This window comes from Pseudomonas sp. LB3P31, from assembly GCF_054897945.1.
Window position 1 is genome coordinate 2,107,155 of sequence record NZ_CM142710.1, and the last position, 19,362, is coordinate 2,126,516.

At 60.5% G+C, this 19,362-nt stretch carries 21 protein-coding genes; 13 read left to right on the top strand and 8 right to left on the bottom strand.

Annotation, left to right across the window (positions count from 1 at the left end):
• Positions 1 to 167: 167 nt before the first annotated feature.
• On the top strand, positions 168 to 866 hold the full coding sequence (tsaA, locus tag ACYZTK_RS09615; protein WP_462014219.1) for a tRNA (N6-threonylcarbamoyladenosine(37)-N6)-methyltransferase TrmO: 699 nt from the start codon (positions 168 to 170) through the stop codon (positions 864 to 866).
• A 132-nt stretch (positions 867 to 998) separates the two neighbouring features.
• On the opposite strand, the gene fpr is transcribed toward tsaA, so the two are convergent.
• On the bottom strand, positions 999 to 1,778 hold the full coding sequence (fpr, locus tag ACYZTK_RS09620) for a ferredoxin-NADP reductase (RefSeq protein WP_462014220.1): 780 nt from the start codon (positions 1,776 to 1,778) through the stop codon (positions 999 to 1,001).
• Between the two features lie 122 nt (positions 1,779 to 1,900).
• Here fpr and ACYZTK_RS09625 point away from each other — a divergent pair, with 122 nt between their 5' ends.
• Complete coding sequence (locus ACYZTK_RS09625; protein ID WP_462014221.1) at positions 1,901 to 2,827, top strand: LysR family transcriptional regulator; 927 nt, start codon at positions 1,901 to 1,903, stop codon at positions 2,825 to 2,827.
• Here ACYZTK_RS09625 and ACYZTK_RS09630 read toward each other — a convergent pair.
• The 3 genes from ACYZTK_RS09630 to ACYZTK_RS09640 all read right to left on the bottom strand — a co-directional run bounded on the left by ACYZTK_RS09630 (position 2,824) and on the right by ACYZTK_RS09640 (position 4,867).
• Positions 2,824 to 3,186 carry a diacylglycerol kinase gene (locus ACYZTK_RS09630; RefSeq protein ID WP_247288596.1) on the bottom strand — a complete coding sequence of 121 codons (363 nt, stop codon included), beginning with the start codon at positions 3,184 to 3,186 and terminating at the stop codon, positions 2,824 to 2,826. The two genes, ACYZTK_RS09625 and ACYZTK_RS09630, sit on opposite strands and share 4 nt — an antisense overlap.
• 74 nt (positions 3,187 to 3,260) lie before the next feature.
• Positions 3,261 to 3,911, bottom strand: coding sequence for a response regulator transcription factor ErdR (gene erdR, locus ACYZTK_RS09635; RefSeq protein ID WP_462014222.1), 651 nt, complete (start codon positions 3,909 to 3,911; stop codon positions 3,261 to 3,263).
• A gap of 197 nt (positions 3,912 to 4,108) precedes the next feature.
• Positions 4,109 to 4,867: a tRNA-uridine aminocarboxypropyltransferase gene (locus ACYZTK_RS09640; RefSeq protein WP_462014884.1), complete on the bottom strand. Its 759-nt coding sequence runs from the start codon at positions 4,865 to 4,867 to the stop codon at positions 4,109 to 4,111.
• Between the two features lie 160 nt (positions 4,868 to 5,027).
• Between ACYZTK_RS09640 and ACYZTK_RS09645 the strand changes: the two genes are divergently transcribed.
• Entirely contained in the window at positions 5,028 to 5,450 is a 423-nt protein-coding gene (locus ACYZTK_RS09645; protein WP_462014223.1) for a quorum-sensing-regulated virulence factor family protein, read from the top strand.
• Position 5,451: 1 nt separating this feature from the next.
• Here the strand turns inward: ACYZTK_RS09645 and ACYZTK_RS09650 are convergent, their stop codons facing one another.
• Complete coding sequence (locus ACYZTK_RS09650; protein ID WP_462014224.1) at positions 5,452 to 5,646, bottom strand: hypothetical protein; 195 nt, start codon at positions 5,644 to 5,646, stop codon at positions 5,452 to 5,454.
• A gap of 322 nt (positions 5,647 to 5,968) precedes the next feature.
• On the opposite strand from ACYZTK_RS09650, the gene ACYZTK_RS09655 reads away from it, so the two are divergent.
• The gene (locus ACYZTK_RS09655) at positions 5,969 to 7,087 is read left to right on the top strand and encodes an LOG family protein (protein WP_462014225.1); all 1,119 of its coding nucleotides are present in this window, start codon (positions 5,969 to 5,971) and stop codon (positions 7,085 to 7,087) included.
• Positions 7,088 to 7,129: 42 nt separating this feature from the next.
• Here the strand turns inward: ACYZTK_RS09655 and recX are convergent, their stop codons facing one another.
• The 3 genes from recX to ACYZTK_RS09670 all read right to left on the bottom strand — a co-directional run bounded on the left by recX (position 7,130) and on the right by ACYZTK_RS09670 (position 9,248).
• Positions 7,130 to 7,597, bottom strand: coding sequence for a recombination regulator RecX (gene recX, locus ACYZTK_RS09660; protein ID WP_462014226.1), 468 nt, complete (start codon positions 7,595 to 7,597; stop codon positions 7,130 to 7,132).
• A gap of 8 nt (positions 7,598 to 7,605) precedes the next feature.
• Positions 7,606 to 8,658, bottom strand: a complete 1,053-nt coding sequence (gene recA, locus ACYZTK_RS09665; protein ID WP_150709927.1) for a recombinase RecA — start codon at positions 8,656 to 8,658, stop codon at positions 7,606 to 7,608.
• A gap of 83 nt (positions 8,659 to 8,741) precedes the next feature.
• Positions 8,742 to 9,248 (bottom strand): CinA family protein, encoded by a 507-nt coding sequence (locus ACYZTK_RS09670; protein ID WP_462014227.1) that lies wholly within the window; start codon positions 9,246 to 9,248, stop codon positions 8,742 to 8,744.
• Between the two features lie 234 nt (positions 9,249 to 9,482).
• Here ACYZTK_RS09670 and mutS point away from each other — a divergent pair, with 234 nt between their 5' ends.
• From mutS to ACYZTK_RS09715, 9 genes are all read left to right on the top strand, one after another.
• On the top strand, positions 9,483 to 12,062 hold the full coding sequence (gene mutS / locus ACYZTK_RS09675) for a DNA mismatch repair protein MutS (protein WP_462014228.1): 2,580 nt from the start codon (positions 9,483 to 9,485) through the stop codon (positions 12,060 to 12,062).
• A gap of 141 nt (positions 12,063 to 12,203) precedes the next feature.
• Positions 12,204 to 12,527 carry a ferredoxin FdxA gene (gene fdxA, locus ACYZTK_RS09680; RefSeq protein ID WP_462014229.1) on the top strand — a complete coding sequence of 108 codons (324 nt, stop codon included), beginning with the start codon at positions 12,204 to 12,206 and terminating at the stop codon, positions 12,525 to 12,527.
• A 245-nt stretch (positions 12,528 to 12,772) separates the two neighbouring features.
• Positions 12,773 to 13,741 carry a LysR family transcriptional regulator gene (locus ACYZTK_RS09685; protein ID WP_462014230.1) on the top strand — a complete coding sequence of 323 codons (969 nt, stop codon included), beginning with the start codon at positions 12,773 to 12,775 and terminating at the stop codon, positions 13,739 to 13,741.
• A 113-nt stretch (positions 13,742 to 13,854) separates the two neighbouring features.
• Positions 13,855 to 15,321: a 2-hydroxymuconic semialdehyde dehydrogenase gene (locus tag ACYZTK_RS09690; RefSeq protein ID WP_462014231.1), complete on the top strand. Its 1,467-nt coding sequence runs from the start codon at positions 13,855 to 13,857 to the stop codon at positions 15,319 to 15,321.
• Between the two features lie 17 nt (positions 15,322 to 15,338).
• Positions 15,339 to 16,151, top strand: coding sequence for a fumarylacetoacetate hydrolase family protein (locus ACYZTK_RS09695; protein WP_462014232.1), 813 nt, complete (start codon positions 15,339 to 15,341; stop codon positions 16,149 to 16,151).
• 14 nt (positions 16,152 to 16,165) lie between these two features.
• Positions 16,166 to 17,119, top strand: a complete 954-nt coding sequence (locus ACYZTK_RS09700; RefSeq protein ID WP_462014233.1) for an acetaldehyde dehydrogenase (acetylating) — start codon at positions 16,166 to 16,168, stop codon at positions 17,117 to 17,119.
• Entirely contained in the window at positions 17,116 to 18,153 is a 1,038-nt protein-coding gene (gene dmpG / locus ACYZTK_RS09705; RefSeq protein WP_462014234.1) for a 4-hydroxy-2-oxovalerate aldolase, read from the top strand. Before ACYZTK_RS09700 ends, dmpG begins: the two co-directional genes overlap by 4 nt.
• A complete protein-coding gene (locus ACYZTK_RS09710; RefSeq protein WP_462014235.1) occupies positions 18,150 to 18,938 on the top strand; it encodes a 2-keto-4-pentenoate hydratase in 789 nt (262 codons plus the stop codon). Before dmpG ends, ACYZTK_RS09710 begins: the two co-directional genes overlap by 4 nt.
• Positions 18,935 to 19,360: a RidA family protein gene (locus ACYZTK_RS09715; RefSeq protein ID WP_462014236.1), complete on the top strand. Its 426-nt coding sequence runs from the start codon at positions 18,935 to 18,937 to the stop codon at positions 19,358 to 19,360. Before ACYZTK_RS09710 ends, ACYZTK_RS09715 begins: the two co-directional genes overlap by 4 nt.
• Positions 19,361 to 19,362: the final 2 nt, after the last annotated feature.

The window sequence follows — 19,362 nt, forward strand, 5'->3', positions numbered from 1 at the left end:
TCTGATGCAGGAGCCGGCTTGCTGCCGATGGCGATCTTGCCTGTGGGAGCAAAGCTTGCTCGCGATGGCAATCTCGAAAACGCCATCGCGAGCAAGCTTTGCTCCCACGGTGAACGGTCTCTGGGTGAGTTATCATGCCCGTCCAGTTCCCGCCTCGACCCCAAACCATGACCTACAGCGTTTCCCCCATCGGCTTCGTGCGCTCCTGCTTCAAGGAAAAGTTCGCCATTCCGCGTCAACCGCAGCTGGCGCCCGCCGCGCGTGGCGTGCTGGAACTGGTCGCGCCATTCGATCAGGGCGATGCTGTACAGGGCCTGGAGCAGGTAAGCCATGTGTGGCTGCTATTCCTGTTCCACCAGGCGCTGGAAGAGAAGCCACGTCTGAAAGTGCGCCCGCCGCGCCTGGGCGGTAATAAATCCATGGGAGTGTTCGCCACCCGCGCCACGCATCGGCCCAATGGCATGGGTCAGTCCGTGGTGAAGCTGGACAGAGTCGAAGCGGATCGACTGTGGATTTCCGGCATTGATTTGCTGGATGGCACGCCGGTTCTCGACATAAAACCCTACGTACCTTACGCCGACATCATCGAGACGGCCTCCAACAGCATCGCCAGCGCTGCGCCGCAGCTGATTCCGGTGCAGTGGGCGGATGCAGCGCTACAGCAGGCCCATGGCCATGCTCAGCGCCTTGAGGAGCCTTTGGTCGAACTGATCGAGCAGTGCCTGGCGCAGGATCCGCGTCCGGCGTACCAGACACCAACCCCGCAAAGGGAATACGGCGCACAGTTCTGGGACCTGGATGTGCGCTGGCATTACCCCGAGGCGGGCGTGATTCGCGTGCTTGAAGTCATACCCGCAGAAACCTGAATCCCGGAAACAACTGTAGGAGTGAGCCTGCTCGCGATAGCGGTGTATCAGCCAACGGTAATCTTGGCTGGTATACCGCTATCGCGAGCAGGCCCACTCCTACAGGTAGAGCAAAGCAATTGCGCGAGAGGCTTACTTCTCGACGAACGCACGCTCGATCAGGTAATCACCCGGCTCGCGCATCCGCGGCGAAACTTTCAGGCCGAAGCTGTTCAACACTTCGCTGGTCTCGTCGAGCATGCTCGGGCTGCCGCACAGCATGGCGCGGTCGTCCTGCGGGTTGATCGGAGGCAGGCCGATGTCGCTGAACAGCTTGCCGCTGCGCATCAGGTCGGTCAGCCGCCCTTCGTTCTCGAACGGCTCACGGGTCACAGTCGGGTAGTAGATCAACTTGTCACGCAAGGCATCACCGAAGAACTCGTTCTGCGGCAAGTGCTCGGTGATGAATTCGCGGTAAGCGACTTCGTTGACGTAACGTACGCCGTGGCACAGGATCACCTTTTCGAAACGCTCGTAGGTTTCCGGATCCTGGATGATGCTCATGAACGGCGCCAGACCGGTACCGGTGCTGAGCAGGTACAAATGTTTGCCAGGCTTCAGGTCATCCAGTACCAGCGTGCCGGTAGGCTTCTTGCTGATGATGATCTCGTCGCCTTCCTTCAGATGCTGCAACTGGGAAGTCAGCGGGCCATCAGGCACCTTGATGCTGAAGAACTCGAGATGCTCTTCCCAGTTCGGGCTGGCGATCGAGTAAGCGCGCATGAGCGGCCGGCCGTTGGGCTGTTGCAGGCCGATCATCACGAACTGACCGTTCTCGAAGCGCAAACCCGGGTCGCGGGTGCACTTGAAGCTGAACAGAGTGTCGTTCCAGTGATGAACACTGAGGACACGCTCGTGGTTCATGTTGCTCATGTACGTGGGACTCCTGGAGATATTGCCTGCGCCTATGCTGTGCGCAATTGCATCGCATTCTAATGGCAGCGACAATATCTGTTAAATGGATTATTAAGATAAGGGTTATCGGTTATATAGATATGCGATTTACTCTACGTCAACTTCAAGTCTTCGTCGCCGTTGCCCAGCAGGAAAGCGTGTCCCGTGCAGCGGGCCTGCTCAACCTCTCGCAATCGGCCGCCAGCACCTCAATCACCGAGCTCGAGCGCCAGTCCAGCTGTCAGCTGTTCGACCGCGCGGGCAAACGGCTGAGCCTCAACGCCTTGGGCAAACAGCTATTACCGCAAGCTGTCGCACTCCTCGATCAGGCCAAGGAAATCGAAGACCTGCTCAACGGCAAGTCCGGTTTCGGCTCGCTGGCGGTGGGCGCCACCCTCACCATCGGCAACTACCTGGCCACGCTGCTGATCGGCAGCTTCATGCAGCGTCATCCGGAAAGCCAGGTGAAGCTGCACGTGCAGAACACAGCCAACATCGTGCAACAGGTCGCGCACTATGAAATTGACCTGGGTCTGATCGAGGGCGATTGCAGCCATCCGGACATCGAAGTGCAAAGCTGGGTCGAGGATGAGCTGGTGGTGTTCTGCGCACCCCAACATCCCTTGGCCCTGCGCGGCACGGCGAACATGGAGGAATTGTCCCAGGAAGCATGGATCCTGCGGGAACAGGGTTCCGGCACGCGCCTGACGTTCGACCAAGCCATGCGCCATCACCGCAGTGCGCTGAATATTCGCCTGGAGCTTGAGCACACCGAAGCCATCAAGCGCGCGGTCGAGTCAGGTCTGGGGATTGGTTGTATCTCGCGCCTGGCACTGCGCGACGCCTTCCGCCGTGGCAGCCTGGTGCCAGTGGAAACGCCAGATCTGGACCTGGCGCGGCAGTTCTACTTCATCTGGCACAAACAGAAATACCAGACCTCGGCGATGCGCGAATTTCTCGACCTGTGCCGCGCTTTCACCGCCGGGGTTCAGCGCAGCGACGAGATCGTGCTGCCGACCATCGCTTAAAGCAGGATCACTGCCCACACCAGCGCAATCATGGTCAGCGCCACGAACTGCGCGGCACTGCCCATGTCCTTGGCGTTCTTGGACAACGGGTGCAGTTCCAGGGAGATGCGGTCAATGGCCGCCTCAACTGCGGAGTTGAGCAACTCGACGATCAGGGCCAGCAGGCACACGGCGATCAACAATGCCTGCTCCACGCGGCTGACATTCAAGAAGAACGACAGTGGCACCAGAATGACGTTGAGCAACACCAGCTGGCGGAATGCTGCCTCGCCAGTGAAGGCGGCGCGCAGGCCATCCAGGGAGTAACCGGAGGCGTTGAGAATGCGTTTTAGGCCGGTCTGGCCTTTGAAAGGAGACATATATTAAGCAACTGCACCAAAAAGGAGTGGGAAAGCTAGACCAGTAAAAGTCAAAAAAGCGTGAAGCCGCCGGTTTAATGGCTCGAAATTGACTCAAGTTGTTGCAAGAGCAACGCCGCCTGGGTGCGGGTGCGCACGTTCAGCTTACGAAAGATAGCGGTCACGTGGGCCTTGATGGTGGCTTCCGACACACTCAGCTCGTAAGCGATCTGCTTGTTCAGCAACCCTTCACAGACCATGGTCAACACCCGGAACTGCTGGGGGGTGAGGCTCGCCAGGCCTTCACTGGCGGCCTTGGCCTCGGCTGAAACACTGACCGCCTCGAAAGCCTGAGGGGGCCAGAACACATCGCCGTCCAATACGGCCCTGACGGCCTTCTGAATCACACTCAGGTCGCTGGACTTGGGAATAAAGCCGCTGGCCCCGAATTCGCGGGACTTGACCATGATTGACGCTTCTTCCTGGGCCGACACCATCACCACTGGAATCTGTGGGTACTGACCGCGCAACAGCACTAACCCGGAAAAACCGTAGGCACCGGGCATGTTGAGGTCGAGCAGGACCAGATCCCAGTCGGACTTTTCGTCCAGGCGAGTTTCCAGCTCCGCGATACTCGCGACCTCTACCAGGCGGACTTCCGGGCCGAGGCCCAGGGTCAACGCCTGGTGCAATGCGCTGCGAAAAAGTGGATGGTCATCGGCAATCAGGATGTCGTATGTGGCCATTTTTCAAATGATCCTGTTTTTCAAACAACTCAAAGCGCAGCCACGGAGCTGCACCAACAGGGCACGTTCAACGCCAATCAATCAATAAAACGGCGTTTCAAAGCACGGCCGCGCCCCAATCGGCGCCAAGCATGCCCAGCGCAGCCGGGGTGGTCAAGGTGCTTGGGCGGTACAGATCTTTACAGTATGGGCGACAATCAGCCGACTGCAGCCGCAGCATTCTGCACATAGGGCATCAGCTCGGCGTGTGCGGGAGTTTCGACGTTCATGTCCAGTTGCTGCTTGGCATCGAGGTAGTGCTGGCTGAACACATCGAAATAAGCGTCCAGTGCCGATGCAGCCTCGACATCTCCCGCCAGGTCCAGGCACAGCGCCGCCACCTCAGCCGTGCACAGATGCTCGCTACGGGTTGACCGGCGCAGGCGATAGCGCGAAAGCTTTTCAGGCAGCAGGCTGAGGATCGGCAGTGCATCGAAGTACGGACTCTTGCGGAAGATCTTCCGCGCCTCGGTCCATGTAGCATCCAGCAGAATGAACAACGGACGCTTCGAGCTATCCGCCGCAACGTGGTTGGTCACCCGTTCAGGCTTGACGTACTCCCCAGGAAACACCAGGTACGGTTGCCACTGCGGGTCGGCCAGCAGCGCCAGCAGCTGTTGATCGACTTCGGTGCGCGACCAGATGAAGGCATGGTTGTCGCGCACAACGTCGGCAATCAGCCAGCCGGTATTGCTCGGCTTGAACACTTCCTTGTTGGTCATGATCAGGCACACACCGGAGCGCGCGTCGACCTGCGGGCGCCAGGCGCACAGGCAATGGCTCTCGATCACGCGACAGGCTCGGCAGCGGGTGGCCCTCCAGCCGCGCGCCTGAATCGGCTTGATTCCTTCCTCCTCGCGCTGATCGCGCAAGCGGGCCACGGCATTTGCCGCAAAGGGGGGAGCAGAAGGGATCATCGACACGAACAACACTCGGCTGGGCATAAAGTGCTGGCAGTTTATCAGAGCAACCCGCGCAAGCCTGTACCGTCCAGGCCCCGTCCCCTATAATTCGCCGCCACTGAACGCACAGTCATGTGACGGGTCGAACCACCAGTCACTGAACCAGGAGAGTTTCATGCTGCGCCTTATCGTTCCTACCGCTGCCATTTTGCTGGCGTCGTCCTTCAGCGCCCAGGCTGCTTCCTTGAAAGACATGGAACTGAGCAAAATGCTGCAAAACGTTGCCGCGCAAAGCAGCGTCGGCACTCCGCGGGCAATCAATGAAGACATTCTCGATCAGGGTTATACCGTCGAAGGCAAAGAGCTGATCAATCACCTCAGCGTACAGAGCACTCACGCTGACAAGATGCGCGCCGACCCCAAGGCCGTGTATTTCCAGCTCGGCTCCACCGTCTGCAATAACCCCGGCCTGCGCAAGCTGATGGCCAAGGGCGCGGTCATGCGTTACGAGTTCACAGAGGTCAAGACCAACCGCCCGGTCGCCACTGAGCGCTTCCAGGAATCGGATTGCCCGAAAGCCAACCAGAAGAAAAAGTGATTCAGCGGGAATTGGCGCGTCGCTGTTCATCCTCGGCGCGCAGTTCCGCTACCAGGGCCTGCAAATAACGCGAACGACGCTCGCCGCCCTCCAGACGCCGGCAGCACTCCTCCTCGAGACTCAAATGGTTGGTCTCGGCTGATACTTTCAGCAATCGATACAGCTGCGTATCGATTTCCAGAACGACCTTGGTCATCGCTTCCCGCCTCCCTGCCCTTCGCCCCTTTACGCGAAACTGTCGGGTAAAGCCTGTCATTTAGTAAATCAGAGCACAGCAGTCTCGGACCAGGATCGGACGAGCGGTGAAATCACCTTTCAATTGGCTAATAAGCGATTGCCAGGAAAGACTTTGCGGCGCAATGATCAAGCCTGCGCAAATCATCGCCAAGGACTAGATTTAGAGTAAACACCACTACGTTTCAGGGTCGGGAAGGAGCCGCCCGTTGTTGATTCTGACGTTGCGAACGTTTTTTTCATTTAGCGAAAAAAACCAGAGCCCGCACACAAGGAGAAGTTGAATGCCTTACCTACCGAATGACCTCCTCAGCCGTCATTTTGCAGAAAGCGGCCACGACCTCACCAGCAAGGTCGAAGAACTACTCAGCCTGGTTTCACCCACCAGCCCGAACACACCGATCTACCGTGACATGATCCTTACCGTGCTACGCATGGCGCAGGAAGACCACAATCGCTGGAATGCCAAGATCACCCTGCAAGCCCTGCGCGAACTGGAACACGCCTTTCGCGTGCTGGAACCGTTCAAGGGACGACGCAAAGTCACGGTCTACGGCTCTGCCCGTACGCCTGTTGAGCACCCGCTTTACGGCCTGGCCCGAGAACTGGGTGCTGCACTGGCCCGCTCGGACCTGATGGTGATCACCGGGGCCGGCGGCGGAATCATGGCTGCAGCTCACGAAGGTGCCGGCCTTGATCACAGCCTGGGCTTCAACATTACATTGCCCTTTGAGCAGCATGCCAACCCGACCGTCCAGGGCACGGCCAACCTGCTGTCGTTCCACTTCTTCTTCACCCGCAAGCTGTTCTTTGTCAAGGAAGCCAATGCGCTGGTCCTCTGCCCGGGAGGTTTCGGCACCCTCGATGAAGCGCTGGAAGTACTGACATTGATCCAGACCGGCAAAAGTCCGCTGGTACCGGTGATATTGCTGGATGCTCCCGGCGGCACCTTCTGGCAGGGTGCGCTGGATTTCATCCGCCATCAGCTGGCAGAAAATCGCTACATCCTGCCCACTGACATGAAGCTCGTCAGCCTGGTCTACAGCGCCGAGGAGGCGGTGGAGCAGATCAATCAGTTTTACAGCAACTTCCACTCCAGCCGCTGGCTTAAGCATCAGTTCGTGATTCGCATGAACCACAAACTGAGCGAACAGGCGCTGGAACACATGCAAGAGGCATTTGCCGACCTGTGTCTGAGCGATCATTTTCATCAGCACGTCTACAGCGGCGAAGAACACGACGACCAACAGTTCAGCCACCTGGCGCGACTGGCGTTCACCTTCAATGCGCGCAATCACGGACGCTTGCGGGAATTGGTGGATTACATCAACCTGCCGGAGAACTGGGCGCAGCCGAAGGCCCAGGCACAACAGCGCAGCCGTGAGCCTTCCAAAGTGACGTGAAGCGAATAAAAAAAGCCCGCTATCGATAGCGGGCATTTTCATTTAGTCGTCCATGCCTCGGCCGCTGAACAGCCGGCTGATCATTTCCATGGAATAACCGCGATAACTCAGGAAACGACCCTGCTTCGCTCGCTCCCGGGCATCTATTGGTAAATGCCCGGAAAACTTGCGCCGCCAGGTGTCTTCCAGCTGTTCATACCAACTGATTCCGCTCTCGCGCAGTGCCAGCTCGATATCTGCTCGCTGCAGGCCGCGCTGGCTCAGTTCTTCACGAATACGCAACGGACCGTAGCCTGAACGGGCACGGTAGGAAACGAAGCTTTCAAGGTAACGGGACTCGGACAGCAGCCCCTCTTCCGTCAGACGGTCGAGTGCAGTGTCGATCATGTCAGGGAGGGCGCCGCGCTGACGCAGTTTACGCGTCAGCTCGACTCGACCGTGCTCGCGTCGTGCGAGCAGGTCCATTGCGGTTCGCCGCACTGCGACGAGTGTATCGAGTACGGCGGTCATCTGATCAATCAGATATCAGCGTCGGCCAGGTCATCAGCAGTCTCTTTGACTGGCGATGCTTTAACGTCCGGCGCTGGAGTCAGCAGTTTGTCACGCAGCTGCTTCTCAAGTTTCTTGGCGATTTCCGGGTTGTCCGCCAGGAACTTGGCCGAGTTGGCCTTGCCCTGACCGATCTTGGTGCCTTCGTAGGCATACCAGGCACCAGACTTCTCGACGAAACCATGCAGAACACCGAGGTCGATCATCTCGCCATTGAGGTAGATACCCTTGCCGTAAAGAATCTGGAACTCGGCCTGACGGAACGGCGAAGCGACCTTGTTCTTCACAACCTTGACGCGGGTTTCGCTACCAACGACTTCGTCACCTTCTTTCACCGCGCCAGTACGGCGGATGTCCAGGCGAACCGAAGCGTAGAACTTCAGCGCGTTACCACCAGTGGTGGTTTCCGGGCTGCCGAACATGACGCCGATTTTCATCCGGATCTGGTTGATGAAGATAACCAGGCAGTTGGCGTTCTTGATGTTACCGGTGATTTTACGCAGCGCCTGGGACATCAGACGGGCTTGCAGGCCCACGTGCATGTCACCCATTTCGCCTTCGATTTCGGCCTTCGGTACCAGTGCCGCCACGGAGTCGACGATGATCACGTCAACCGCGTTGGAACGCACCAGCATGTCGGTGATTTCCAGGGCCTGTTCACCGGTGTCCGGCTGGGACACCAGCAGGTCGTCAACGTTAACGCCGAGCTTGCCGGCGTACTCAGGGTCGAGGGCGTGTTCGGCGTCGACGAATGCGCAGGTCGCGCCGGCTTTTTGCGCCTGGGCGATCACCGACAGCGTCAGCGTGGTTTTACCGGAGGATTCAGGACCGTAGATTTCAACGATACGGCCTTTTGGCAAGCCGCCAATGCCGAGCGCGATGTCCAGACCCAGAGAGCCAGTAGAAATAGCCGGGATCGCCTGACGGTCCTGATCGCCCATACGCATTACGGCACCCTTGCCGAATTGACGTTCGATCTGACCCAGGGCCGCAGCCAAGGCTTTCTTCTTGTTGTCGTCCATTAAAGTCCTCACGTAATCAATAAGGCCTGACGGCCAACACCTGTATAAGTAGACAGTATTATTCCACAGCGCTTCCGGATCGCCTACCCCTGATTTGAGATTTCTAAAGCGGCATGCCGCAGCAGCCCCTCTAGCGCGGCCTTCACCGTTTGTCGGCGGACCTCATCGCGATTGCCCGGGAAGTGCTGGACCTCGCTGAACAGCTGTTCGCCGACGCCCCAGGCCAGCCAGACCGTGCCGACCGGCTTGCTCGGAGAACCGCCGTCCGGCCCGGCGACACCACTGACCGCTACGGCAAAAGTCGCCCGGCTTTTCTCCTGCGCGCCCCTGACCATGGCCTCAACGACTTCGCGACTGACCGCCCCGACCGTGGCAAACAGCTCATCGGCAACCCCAAGCTGCGCGGTCTTCTGCCGATTGGAATAAGTGACATAACCGGCCTCGAACCACGCCGAACTCCCCGGAATCCGGGTAATCGCCTCCGCAATCCCACCGCCGGTGCACGACTCGGCGGTAGCGACATGAGCATTGAGAACCTGCAGGCGTCTGCCAAGTTCAGCGGCGAGCTGGGTGATTTCTTTCACGGTCATCTCCTGGGCGGGCGGGATGAGATCTACCGTACACGAGCGCATTGCGCTTGCAAGGCACAGCATCAATCAAAATGTGAAGAACTGCAGGTGCTGCGCCGAGGAATGAAATGCAGTGCATGGCTTTCATCCCTGCGAGGGGCGGACTGCCCATGGTAATCTTGCGCCCATCGCGGAAAAGCCGGGCCGACGTCCCTCCTTTGCCCTACACCTTTCAACGAATTTGCCTGATATCCGATGAATAAAGCGCTCTCCGATCTGTCCTCCCACACGCCAATGATGCAGCAATACTGGCGCCTGAAGAACCAGCACCCTGACCAGCTGATGTTCTACCGCATGGGCGATTTCTACGAGATCTTCTACGAAGATGCGAAGAAAGCCGCCAAACTGCTGGACATCACCCTGACCGCCCGCGGGCAGTCTGCAGGACAGGCAATCCCCATGTGTGGGATTCCTTACCATGCTGCGGAAGGTTACCTGGCGAAACTGGTCAAGCTTGGCGAGTCGGTGGTGATCTGCGAGCAGGTCGGCGACCCGGCCACCAGCAAGGGGCCAGTGGATCGCCAGGTGGTGCGGATCATTACGCCGGGCACGGTCAGCGATGAGGCGCTGCTGGATGAGCGCCGGGACAACCTGATCGCTGCGGTGCTGGGAGACGAGCGGCTGTTCGGCTTGGCGGTGCTGGATATCACCAGCGGCAACTTCACCGTGCTGGAAATCAAGGGTTGGGAAAACCTGCTGGCGGAACTGGAGCGAGTCAATCCGGTAGAGCTGATGATCCCGGACGACTGGCCAAAAGACCTGCCGGCGGAGAAGCGTCGTGGGGTTCGTCGCCGGGCGCCGTGGGATTTCGAGCGCGATTCGGCGCTGAAAAGTCTGTGCCAGCAGTTTTCCACCCAGGACCTGAAAGGTTTTGGTTGCGAGAACCTGACCCTGGCGATCGGCGCTGCCGGCTGCCTGTTGAGCTACGCCAAGGAAACCCAGCGCACGGCACTCCCGCATTTGCGCAGCCTGCGCCACGAGCGCCTCGACGACACGGTGGTGCTGGATGGCGCCAGTCGGCGCAATCTGGAGCTGGACACCAACCTGGCCGGGGGCCGCGACAACACCCTGCAATCGGTGGTCGACCGCTGCCAGACCGCCATGGGCAGCCGCCTGCTGACCCGCTGGCTGAACCGTCCGCTACGTGACCTCAAGGTATTGCTGGCGCGCCAGACTTCCATCACTTGCCTGCTCGATGCCTATCGTTTTGAACAGCTGCAACCGCAGCTCAAGGAAATCGGCGACATCGAGCGGATTCTCGCGCGGATCGGCCTGCGCAACGCCCGCCCTCGCGACCTCGCCCGCTTGCGTGACGCCCTCGGTGCGCTGCCACAATTGCAGGTGGCGATGGCCGAGCTGGAAGCCCCGCACATCATTCAACTGGCAGCGACCACCAGTACCTACCCGGAACTGGCGGCGTTGCTGGAAAAAGCCATCGTCGACAATCCGCCTGCGGTTATCCGTGACGGCGGCGTATTGAAAACTGGCTATGACAGCGAACTCGATGACCTGCAATCGCTGAGCGAGAATGCCGGGCAATTCCTGATCGACCTCGAAGCGCGCGAGAAGGCCCGCACCGGCCTGTCGCACCTGAAGGTCGGCTATAACCGCATCCACGGCTATTTCATCGAATTGCCAAGCAAACAGGCCGAATCAGCGCCGGCGGATTACATTCGTCGCCAGACCCTCAAGGGTGCCGAGCGCTTCATCACGCCAGAACTCAAGGCCTTTGAAGACAAGGCACTGTCGGCCAAGAGCCGCGCGCTGGCCCGCGAGAAGATGCTGTACGAGGCATTGCTCGAAGACCTGATTTCGCAGCTGCCGCCGTTGCAGGATACCGCCGCGGCCCTGGCCGAGCTGGACGTGTTGAGCAACCTTGCCGAGCGCGCGCTGAACCTCGACCTGAATTGCCCGCGCTTCGTCGAAGAGCCGTGCATGCGCATCAGCCAGGGTCGCCATCCAGTGGTCGAGCAGGTATTGACCACACCGTTCGTGGCCAACGACCTGAGCCTGGACGACAACACCCGCATGCTGGTGATCACCGGTCCGAACATGGGCGGTAAATCCACCTACATGCGCCAGACCGCCTTGATCGTCCTGCTCGCGCACATTGGCAGTTTCGTTCCGGCCGCCAGTTGCGAGCTGTCGCTGGTCGACCGCATCTTCACGCGAATCGGCTCCAGCGATGACCTGGCCGGCGGGCGTTCGACCTTCATGGTCGAGATGAGCGAAACCGCGAACATCCTGCACAACGCCACCGAGCGCAGCCTGGTGCTGATGGACGAAGTCGGTCGCGGCACCAGCACCTTCGACGGCCTGTCCCTGGCCTGGGCCGCAGCCGAGCGCCTGGCGTTCCTGCGCGCCTACACCTTGTTCGCCACGCACTATTTCGAGCTGACGGTGTTGCCGGAAGCCCAGCCGCTGGTCGCCAACGTGCACCTCAACGCCACCGAGCACAACGAGCGCATCGTGTTTCTGCACCACGTACTGCCGGGGCCTGCCAGCCAGAGTTATGGCCTGGCCGTGGCACAGCTGGCGGGTGTGCCCAGCGAAGTGATCCTGCGTGCCCGCGAGCACCTCGGCCGCCTCGAAGCCACCGCCCTGCCCCACGAAGCATCCAAGCCGGCCAAAGGCAAACCGGCCGCACCGCAGCAGAGCGATATGTTCGCCAGCCTGCCGCATCCGGTGCTGGATGAACTGGCAAAACTTGATCTTGATGACCTGACGCCCCGCAAGGCTCTCGAAATGCTCTATGCACTGAAGACACGGATCTAACGCACTTGCTTGCAAGCTGTTAGAATCTCGCGCGGTTTGGGATGCTGCAGGCTACAGCCTGGCCTGCAGACTATCGCTCCCGAACCTGGCGACCCCAACGTGAAGGGGCTCCGCTGCCGCCGCCTGAGGAGAGAATTAGAAATGACCTTCGTCGTCACCGACAACTGCATCAAGTGCAAGTACACCGACTGCGTAGAAGTGTGTCCGGTGGACTGCTTTTACGAAGGCCCGAACTTCCTGGTGATTCACCCGGATGAGTGCATCGATTGCGCGCTGTGCGAACCAGAATGCCCTGCTGTGGCCATCTTCTCGGAAGATGAAGTACCGGCTGGCATGGAACAGTTTATTCAGCTGAACGTGGAATTGGCCGAAATCTGGCCGAACATCACTGAACGCAAGGATCCGATGCCGGATTCTGCGGAGTGGGACGGCAAGCCAGGCAAGATCGAACACCTCGAACGCTGATCATTCAGCGCTCCGAAAAAGGCCCCTTGTGGGCCTTTTTGCTTTTCTGCAATCAAGGTTTTCCTCAATGCCCCCTCCCCTCGTAGGAGCTGTCGAGTGAAACGAGGCTGCGATCTTTTGATCTTGTTTGTGAAAAGACAGATCAAAAGATCGCAGCCTCGTTTCACTCGGCAGCTCCTACAGTTGCATGCTGCCTGACGATTTGTTACCAGTGACGCCCCCCAAAGCGTCACTCGAGGCCTTGCATGAAGTTCACCACGATCTCCGTTGCGCGCAAGCTCAAGTTTTACCAACTGGTGGTGTTCGATCAGGTGCTGCAAAGTGGCTCCCTGGTGCGAGCTGCGCATGCGCTGAACCTGACTCAGCCGGCGGTAACGAAGATCATCCATGAGCTGGAATCGTACTTCGATGCGCCGTTGCTGATTCGTGGCAATCGCGGCGTCACGGCCACGGAACTGGGTGAGCTGGTGGTGCGGCGGGCCAAGTCGCTGCTGGCGGAGTTGCGTTCGCTGACCGACGAGGTCAATGCCTTCCAGGAAGGTACGTCCGGGCATGTCATGGTGGGCACGCTGATCTCTGCTTCAACCTCTTTGCTGCCCCGGGCCATGCAGTTGCTCAAACAACAGGCACCCGGGGTGCTGGTGTCGTTGCGGGTGGGGCAGATGGACCAGTTGTTTCCGGCGCTGGCGGTGGGGGAAGTCGATCTGGTGGTGGGCCGGGTGCCTGACGACTGGCGCTGGCGCAACGAGTCACCCATGCTTGATGTCGAGGTGCTGTATGCCGAAGAGTTGAGTGTGGTTGCCGGCGCCAACCACCCATTGCACGGGCGCTCGCCGGTCAGTCTGGCCGATTTGCACGAGTATCCGTGGGTGCTGCCGACCCGTGATTCGCTGCTGCGGCGTACCGCCGACAAGCTATTCGCCGATGCCGAACTGGCCACGCCGGGTAACGTAGTGGAGTCGCTGTCGATCCTCACCAATATCACCTTGATGCAAGATCAACAGACCGTCGCGCTGATGCCGTTTGAAGCGTCGCAACAGTTTGTCAGCGCCGGTCTGCTCAAGGCTTTCGACCTGGGCGAACCGTTGCAATTTGGCGATATTGGCTGTTTCTTCTCCAATACCCGCGCGTTGGGCCCCGCAGCGCGGTTGTTTCGCGAGTGCCTGAATCAGGCCCGCAGCGAGTCCGGAGAACGCCAACAATCGAGCGCTTGAAGCGTTCATTCAGGTATTCCAATTTGACATAGCCAGACCCGACCTTTTTATTATTCACTAATATCCACTCTCCCTACACTTCCTCCGACTACCCATGTTTTCCGGAGGTTGATGTGTCTGCACCCTTGCTGTTGCTGCGTAATTACATCTCGGGCGAATTCGTCGCTTGCGAGCAGACCTTCCCCAATATTTCGCCCATTGATGGCCGCACGTTCAGCCATGTCTGTGAAGCTGACAAAACCCTGGTCGACCGCGCCGTCGCGGCGGCCAAAGCCGCGCAGCACGGGCCTTGGGGTGATTACAGCGCCAGTCAGCGGGCCGCGGTATTGCAGCGTATCGCCGACGCCATCGAGCGTCGTTTCGAAGAGTTTGTCGCCGCCGAAGTCGCCGACACCGGGCGCCCGGTACAACAGGCGCGCACCCTGGATATCGCCCGGGGAATTCACAACTTTCGCACGTTCGCCGAGCTGATAAACCAGGCTGGCAGTGAGTGTTTCGAGATGCGCGCCGCCGATGGCAATGACGTGTTCAGTTACTCGGTGCGCAAACCCCATGGCGTGGTGGCGATTATCTCGCCATGGAACCTGCCGATGCTGCTGATGACCTGGAAAGTTGCCCCGGCATTGGCGTGTGGTAATTCGGTGGTGATCAAACCGTCGGAAGACTCACCCTCCACCGCAACGCTGCTCGCCGAAGTGATGCACGAAGTGGGCTTGCCTGCTGGCGTATTCAACCTGGTGCACGGCTTCGGGCCGGGGTCGGCCGGCGAGTTCCTGACCCGAAACCAGGATGTGGATGCCATCACCTTCACCGGCGAGTCGCGCACCGGCGAAACCATCATGAAAGTCGCCGCTGAAGGTGTGCGCGATGTGTCGTTCGAACTGGGCGGCAAGAATGCCGCCGTGGTGTTTGCCGACTGCGATTTCGATGCAGCAGTGGCCGGCGTCTTGCGTTCCAGCTTCACCAACTCAGGGCAAGTGTGCCTGTGCTCGGAGCGGGTGTATGTCGAGCGGCCGATCTACGAGCGCTTCGTCGCGGCAATGAAAGCCGGCGCTGAAGCGCTGAAAATCGGTTACCCCGATGAAGACGGCGTGAACATGGGTTCGCTGATTTCCCACAAGCATCGTGACAAGGTGCTGGGCTACTTCGAGCTGGCCCGCAGCGAAGGCGCAACCGTGGTCACGGGTGGCGGCGTGCCGCGCTTTGACGATGAACGCGATAACGGCGCCTACGTGCAGCCGACCATCTGGACCGGCCTCAACGACGACGCGCGCTGCGTGCGTGAAGAAGTGTTCGGTCCGGTTTGCCACATCGCCCCGTTCGACAGCGACGACGAAGTCGTGCGGCGCGTCAACGACTCGGCTTACGGCCTGGCCACTGCCCTGTGGACCCGCGACCTGAAGCGCGCCCACAAGGTTTCGCGGCGCTTCGAGGTTGGCATGGTCTGGGTCAATACCTGGTTCCTGCGCGACCTGCGCACCCCGTTCGGCGGCACGCGCCTGTCGGGCCTGGGCCGTGAAGGCGGCCGCCATTCCCTGGATTTCTATTCGCAAATCACCACCATCTGCGTCAACCCATGAGTCTTGGAGTTTCGCCCATGCATGCAGCTCTTATTGAAGCGGCCACTCGGCTACGCCAGGCCGAACGCGGCGGGCAACCGTGCGCGCCAGTGCGCGAACTGATCGCCAGCGCCCTCGCCGCCGACCCTTCGGCCGATCCCGTCGCCCTCGCCTACACCGTGCAGCAGTACAACAACACCGCAGCTATCGAGGCCGGCCAGCGTCCGGTCGGGCGCAAAATCGGCCTGACCTCGCGTGCGGTCCAGCAACAGCTCGGCGTCGATCAACCGGACTTCGGGCAACTGTTCGCCAGCATGGCTCGCGGTGACGATCAGCCGATTGCCTGGCTCGACACACTGCAACCGAAGGTCGAGGCGGAAATCGCCCTGGTGCTGGAACACGACCTGTGCCACGAACGCCACACCCTCGCCGACCTGATCCGCGCCACCGCGTTCGCGTTGCCGGCCATCGAAGTGGTTGGCAGCCGAATCGCCCAGTGGGACATCCGCCTGGTCGACACCATTGCCGATAACGCCTCCTCCGGCCTGTTTGTCCTGGGCAGCCGTCCGGTGCAGTTGTCGCAGCTGGACCTGGTGCGCTGCGGCATGAGCATGACCCTGGGCAGTGAGCCGGTGTCGGTTGGCGCCGGTGCCGCCTGCCTGGGCAACCCGCTGAACGCCGCCGTGTGGCTGGCCGACACCATGGCGCGTCTCGGTACGCCATTGCGCGCCGGCGACATTCTGCTGACCGGCGCCCTCGGGCCGATGGTCGCGGCGCGGCCGGGCAACGTGTTTACCGCGCATATCCAGGGGTTGGGCAGCGTCACCGCAGCCTTCGACCTGCAATCGTGACCGGGGAACCCAGCATGAGCCAGAAACTGAACATCGCCATCGTCGGCTCCGGCAACATTGGCACCGACCTGATGATCAAGGTATTACGCAACGCCCGGCATCTGCAGATGGCGGTAATGGTCGGCATCGACGAGCATTCCGATGGCCTCGCCCGCGCCCGACGCATGGGCGTGGCGACCACCCACAACGGTGTCGCCGGGCTGATCGAAATGCCGCAGTTTGCCGACATCGACTTCGTCTTCGACGCCACCTCGGCCACCGCCCATGTGTACAACGCGGCCTTGTTGCGCGATGCCAAACCCGGCATCCGCCTGATTGACCTGACCCCTGCGGCGATAGGCCCGTACTGCGTGCCCGTGGTCAACCTGGAACACCACCTCGATCAGCTCAACGTCAACATGGTCACCTGCGGCGGGCAGGCAACGATCCCGATGGTGGCCGCCGTATCGCGCGTCGCCAAGGTGCATTACGCCGAGATCATCGCCTCGATTGCGAGTAAATCCGCCGGCCCCGGCACCCGCGCCAACATCGATGAATTCACTGAAACCACCTCGCGGGCGATTGAGGTGATCGGTGGCGCAGCCAAGGGCAAGGCGATCATTGTGATGAACCCGGCCGAGCCGCCGCTGATCATGCGCGATACCGTGTATGTGCTGTCCGAGGCGGTCGATCAGGCCAGCGTCGCGGCATCGATCGAGGAAATGGTCCAGGCAGTGCAAGCTTACGTACCGGGTTATCGCCTCAAGCAACAGGTGCAATTCGACGTCATCAGCGCCGACGCTCCGCTATTGATTCCCGGCCATGGCCGTTTCAGCGGGCTGAAGACTTCGGTGTTCCTCGAAGTCGAAGGCGCCGCCCACTACCTGCCCGCCTACGCCGGCAACCTCGACATCATGACCTCCGCTGCCTTGGCCACCGCCGAGCGCATGGCGCAGGCGATGCTGGGCGCCCGAGGAGTTTTGCAATGACTTTCAACCCAGGCAAAAAGCTCTACATCTCTGACGTCACGTTGCGCGATGGCATGCATGCAATCCGTCATCAGTATTCACTGGAACAGGTGCAAACCATCGCCCGCGCGCTGGATCAGGCGCGAGTCGATTCGATTGAAGTGGCCCATGGCGACGGGCTACAAGGTTCGAGTTTCAACTATGGCTTCGGCGCCCATACCGATCTGGAGTGGATCGAAGCAGTCAGCGATGTGCTGACTCACGCCAAGGTCGCGACGCTGTTACTGCCCGGCATCGGCACCCTGCACGATCTCAAGAACGCCTATGTGGCCGGGGCGCGGATCGTGCGCGTGGCCACCCATTGCACCGAAGCCGACGTGTCGCGCCAGCACATCGAATACGCCCGCACACTGGGCATGGACACCGTCGGTTTCCTGATGATGAGCCACATGATCAGCCCACAACAGCTGGCTGCGCAGGCGCTGCTGATGGAGAGCTACGGCGCCACCTGCATCTACGTGGTCGACTCCGGTGGCGCGATGGGCATGCAGGATATCCGCGAGCGTTTCCAAGCGCTCAAAGCCGTGCTCAAACCTGAGACCGAGACCGGCATTCATGCACACCACAACCTGAGCCTGGGCGTGGCCAACTCGATTGTCGCGGTAGAGGAAGGCTGCGATCGCATCGACGCCAGCCTCGCCGGCATGGGCGCCGGCGCCGGTAACGCACCGCTGGAAGTATTCATCGCCGCTGCCGAACGTCTGGGCTGGGACCACGGCACCGACCTCTACACCTTGATGGACGCCGCCGACGATATCGTGCGCCCGCTGCAGGACCGCCCGGTGCGCGTTGACCGTGAAACCCTGGCCCTGGGCTACGCCGGTGTGTACTCCAGCTTCCTGCGCCACGCCGAAGTGGCCGCGCACAAATACGGCATCAAGGCCGTGGATATTCTCGTCGAGCTGGGCAAGCGGCGCATGGTCGGCGGGCAGGAAGACATGATCGTCGACGTCGCACTGGACCTATTGAATTCGCGCAAGGAGCAACGCCCATGAGCACCGACATTGCCTACATCGCCAACGCGCTGGATCAGGCCGCACGCAAAGCCGAGCCGGTCAGCCAGTTCAGCACCCACAGCCCTTTCAGCCTCGACGATGCGTACCTGATTCAACGTGCATCGATGCGCCATCGCTACGATGCCGGCGAACGCACGATCGGCCTCAAGCTGGGCTTCACCAGCCGCGCGAAGATGATCCAGATGGGCGTCGACAGCCTGATCTGGGGCTGGCTCACCGATGCCATGCTCGAAGAGGATGGCGGCGTCATCGACCTGCAACGGTACATCCATCCAAGGGCCGAACCCGAGGTGTGCTTTCTCACCAGGCGCACCATCGACCGGCCGCTGACCGCGCTTGAAGCAGCCGACTACCTGGAAGCCGTAGCGCCTGCGATCGAGATCATCGACTCGCGCTATCAGGCGTTCAAGTTCAGCCTCGAAGACGTGGTGGCCGATAACTGTTCGTCAGCCGGCCTGGTAGTCGGTGCCTGGTCCAGGGACTTCGCCAACCTGGCCAACGCCGGGGTGCTGATGCGCATCAATGGCCGGGTGGTACAGGCCGGCTCCACCGCCGCAATCCTCGGGCATCCGCTACGCAGCCTGGTGCAGGCTTCGCAGCTGTTGGCCCAGGCGCAAATCGCCCTGCCCGCCGGCAGCCTGATCATGGCCGGCGCCGCGACCGCAGCAGAAGCCTTGAGCCCTGGCGCGCACGTCAGCGTGGAAATTGCCGGTTTCGGCGAGTGCGGTTTCAGCGTCGCAGCGCCGCGAGGAGAGATGCAATGAACAGCAACCGAGCCACCGTCGTCCCTGGCAAAGCCACACCGCGCGGACGCTTTCCCCACATCCGCCGTGCCGGTGACTTCCTTTACGTGTCGGGCACCAGCTCACGCCGTCCCGACAACAGTTTCGAAGGCGTGGAAGTCGACGCCATGGGCACCACTCGCCTGGATATCCGCGCGCAAACCCGGGCGGTGATCGAGAACATTCGCGACATTCTCAACAGCGAAGGTGCAGGCCTTGCCGACCTGGTGGAGATCAGCAGTTTTCTCGTCGACATGAACGACTTCGACGGTTACAACCAGGTCTACGCGCAGTACTTCGACGAAACCGGACCCACCCGCACCACCGTGGCCGTGCATCAATTGCCCCATCCGCATTTGCGCATCGAAATCAAAGCCGTGGCCTACGCCCCCCTCAACGCTTAAGG

Coding starts and splice junctions, on each gene's coding strand:
- ACYZTK_RS09650 (WP_462014224.1), bottom strand. CDS start 5,646: ATGACCAAGGTCGTTCTGGAAATCGATACGCAGCTGTATCGATTGCTG.
- ACYZTK_RS09685 (WP_462014230.1), top strand. CDS start 12,773: ATGAAGTTCACCACGATCTCCGTTGCGCGCAAGCTCAAGTTTTACCAA.
- ACYZTK_RS09700 (WP_462014233.1), top strand. CDS start 16,166: ATGAGCCAGAAACTGAACATCGCCATCGTCGGCTCCGGCAACATTGGC.
- mutS (WP_462014228.1), top strand. CDS start 9,483: ATGAATAAAGCGCTCTCCGATCTGTCCTCCCACACGCCAATGATGCAG.
- fdxA (WP_462014229.1), top strand. CDS start 12,204: ATGACCTTCGTCGTCACCGACAACTGCATCAAGTGCAAGTACACCGAC.
- ACYZTK_RS09695 (WP_462014232.1), top strand. CDS start 15,339: ATGCATGCAGCTCTTATTGAAGCGGCCACTCGGCTACGCCAGGCCGAA.
- tsaA (WP_462014219.1), top strand. CDS start 168: ATGACCTACAGCGTTTCCCCCATCGGCTTCGTGCGCTCCTGCTTCAAG.
- ACYZTK_RS09715 (WP_462014236.1), top strand. CDS start 18,935: ATGAACAGCAACCGAGCCACCGTCGTCCCTGGCAAAGCCACACCGCGC.
- fpr (WP_462014220.1), bottom strand. CDS start 1,778: ATGAGCAACATGAACCACGAGCGTGTCCTCAGTGTTCATCACTGGAAC.
- ACYZTK_RS09710 (WP_462014235.1), top strand. CDS start 18,150: ATGAGCACCGACATTGCCTACATCGCCAACGCGCTGGATCAGGCCGCA.
- recX (WP_462014226.1), bottom strand. CDS start 7,597: ATGACCGCCGTACTCGATACACTCGTCGCAGTGCGGCGAACCGCAATG.
- ACYZTK_RS09625 (WP_462014221.1), top strand. CDS start 1,901: ATGCGATTTACTCTACGTCAACTTCAAGTCTTCGTCGCCGTTGCCCAG.
- dmpG (WP_462014234.1), top strand. CDS start 17,116: ATGACTTTCAACCCAGGCAAAAAGCTCTACATCTCTGACGTCACGTTG.
- ACYZTK_RS09640 (WP_462014884.1), bottom strand. CDS start 4,867: ATGATCCCTTCTGCTCCCCCCTTTGCGGCAAATGCCGTGGCCCGCTTG.
- ACYZTK_RS09655 (WP_462014225.1), top strand. CDS start 5,969: ATGCCTTACCTACCGAATGACCTCCTCAGCCGTCATTTTGCAGAAAGC.
- ACYZTK_RS09670 (WP_462014227.1), bottom strand. CDS start 9,248: ATGACCGTGAAAGAAATCACCCAGCTCGCCGCTGAACTTGGCAGACGC.
- erdR (WP_462014222.1), bottom strand. CDS start 3,911: ATGGCCACATACGACATCCTGATTGCCGATGACCATCCACTTTTTCGC.
- recA (WP_150709927.1), bottom strand. CDS start 8,658: ATGGACGACAACAAGAAGAAAGCCTTGGCTGCGGCCCTGGGTCAGATC.
- ACYZTK_RS09630 (WP_247288596.1), bottom strand. CDS start 3,186: ATGTCTCCTTTCAAAGGCCAGACCGGCCTAAAACGCATTCTCAACGCC.
- ACYZTK_RS09645 (WP_462014223.1), top strand. CDS start 5,028: ATGCTGCGCCTTATCGTTCCTACCGCTGCCATTTTGCTGGCGTCGTCC.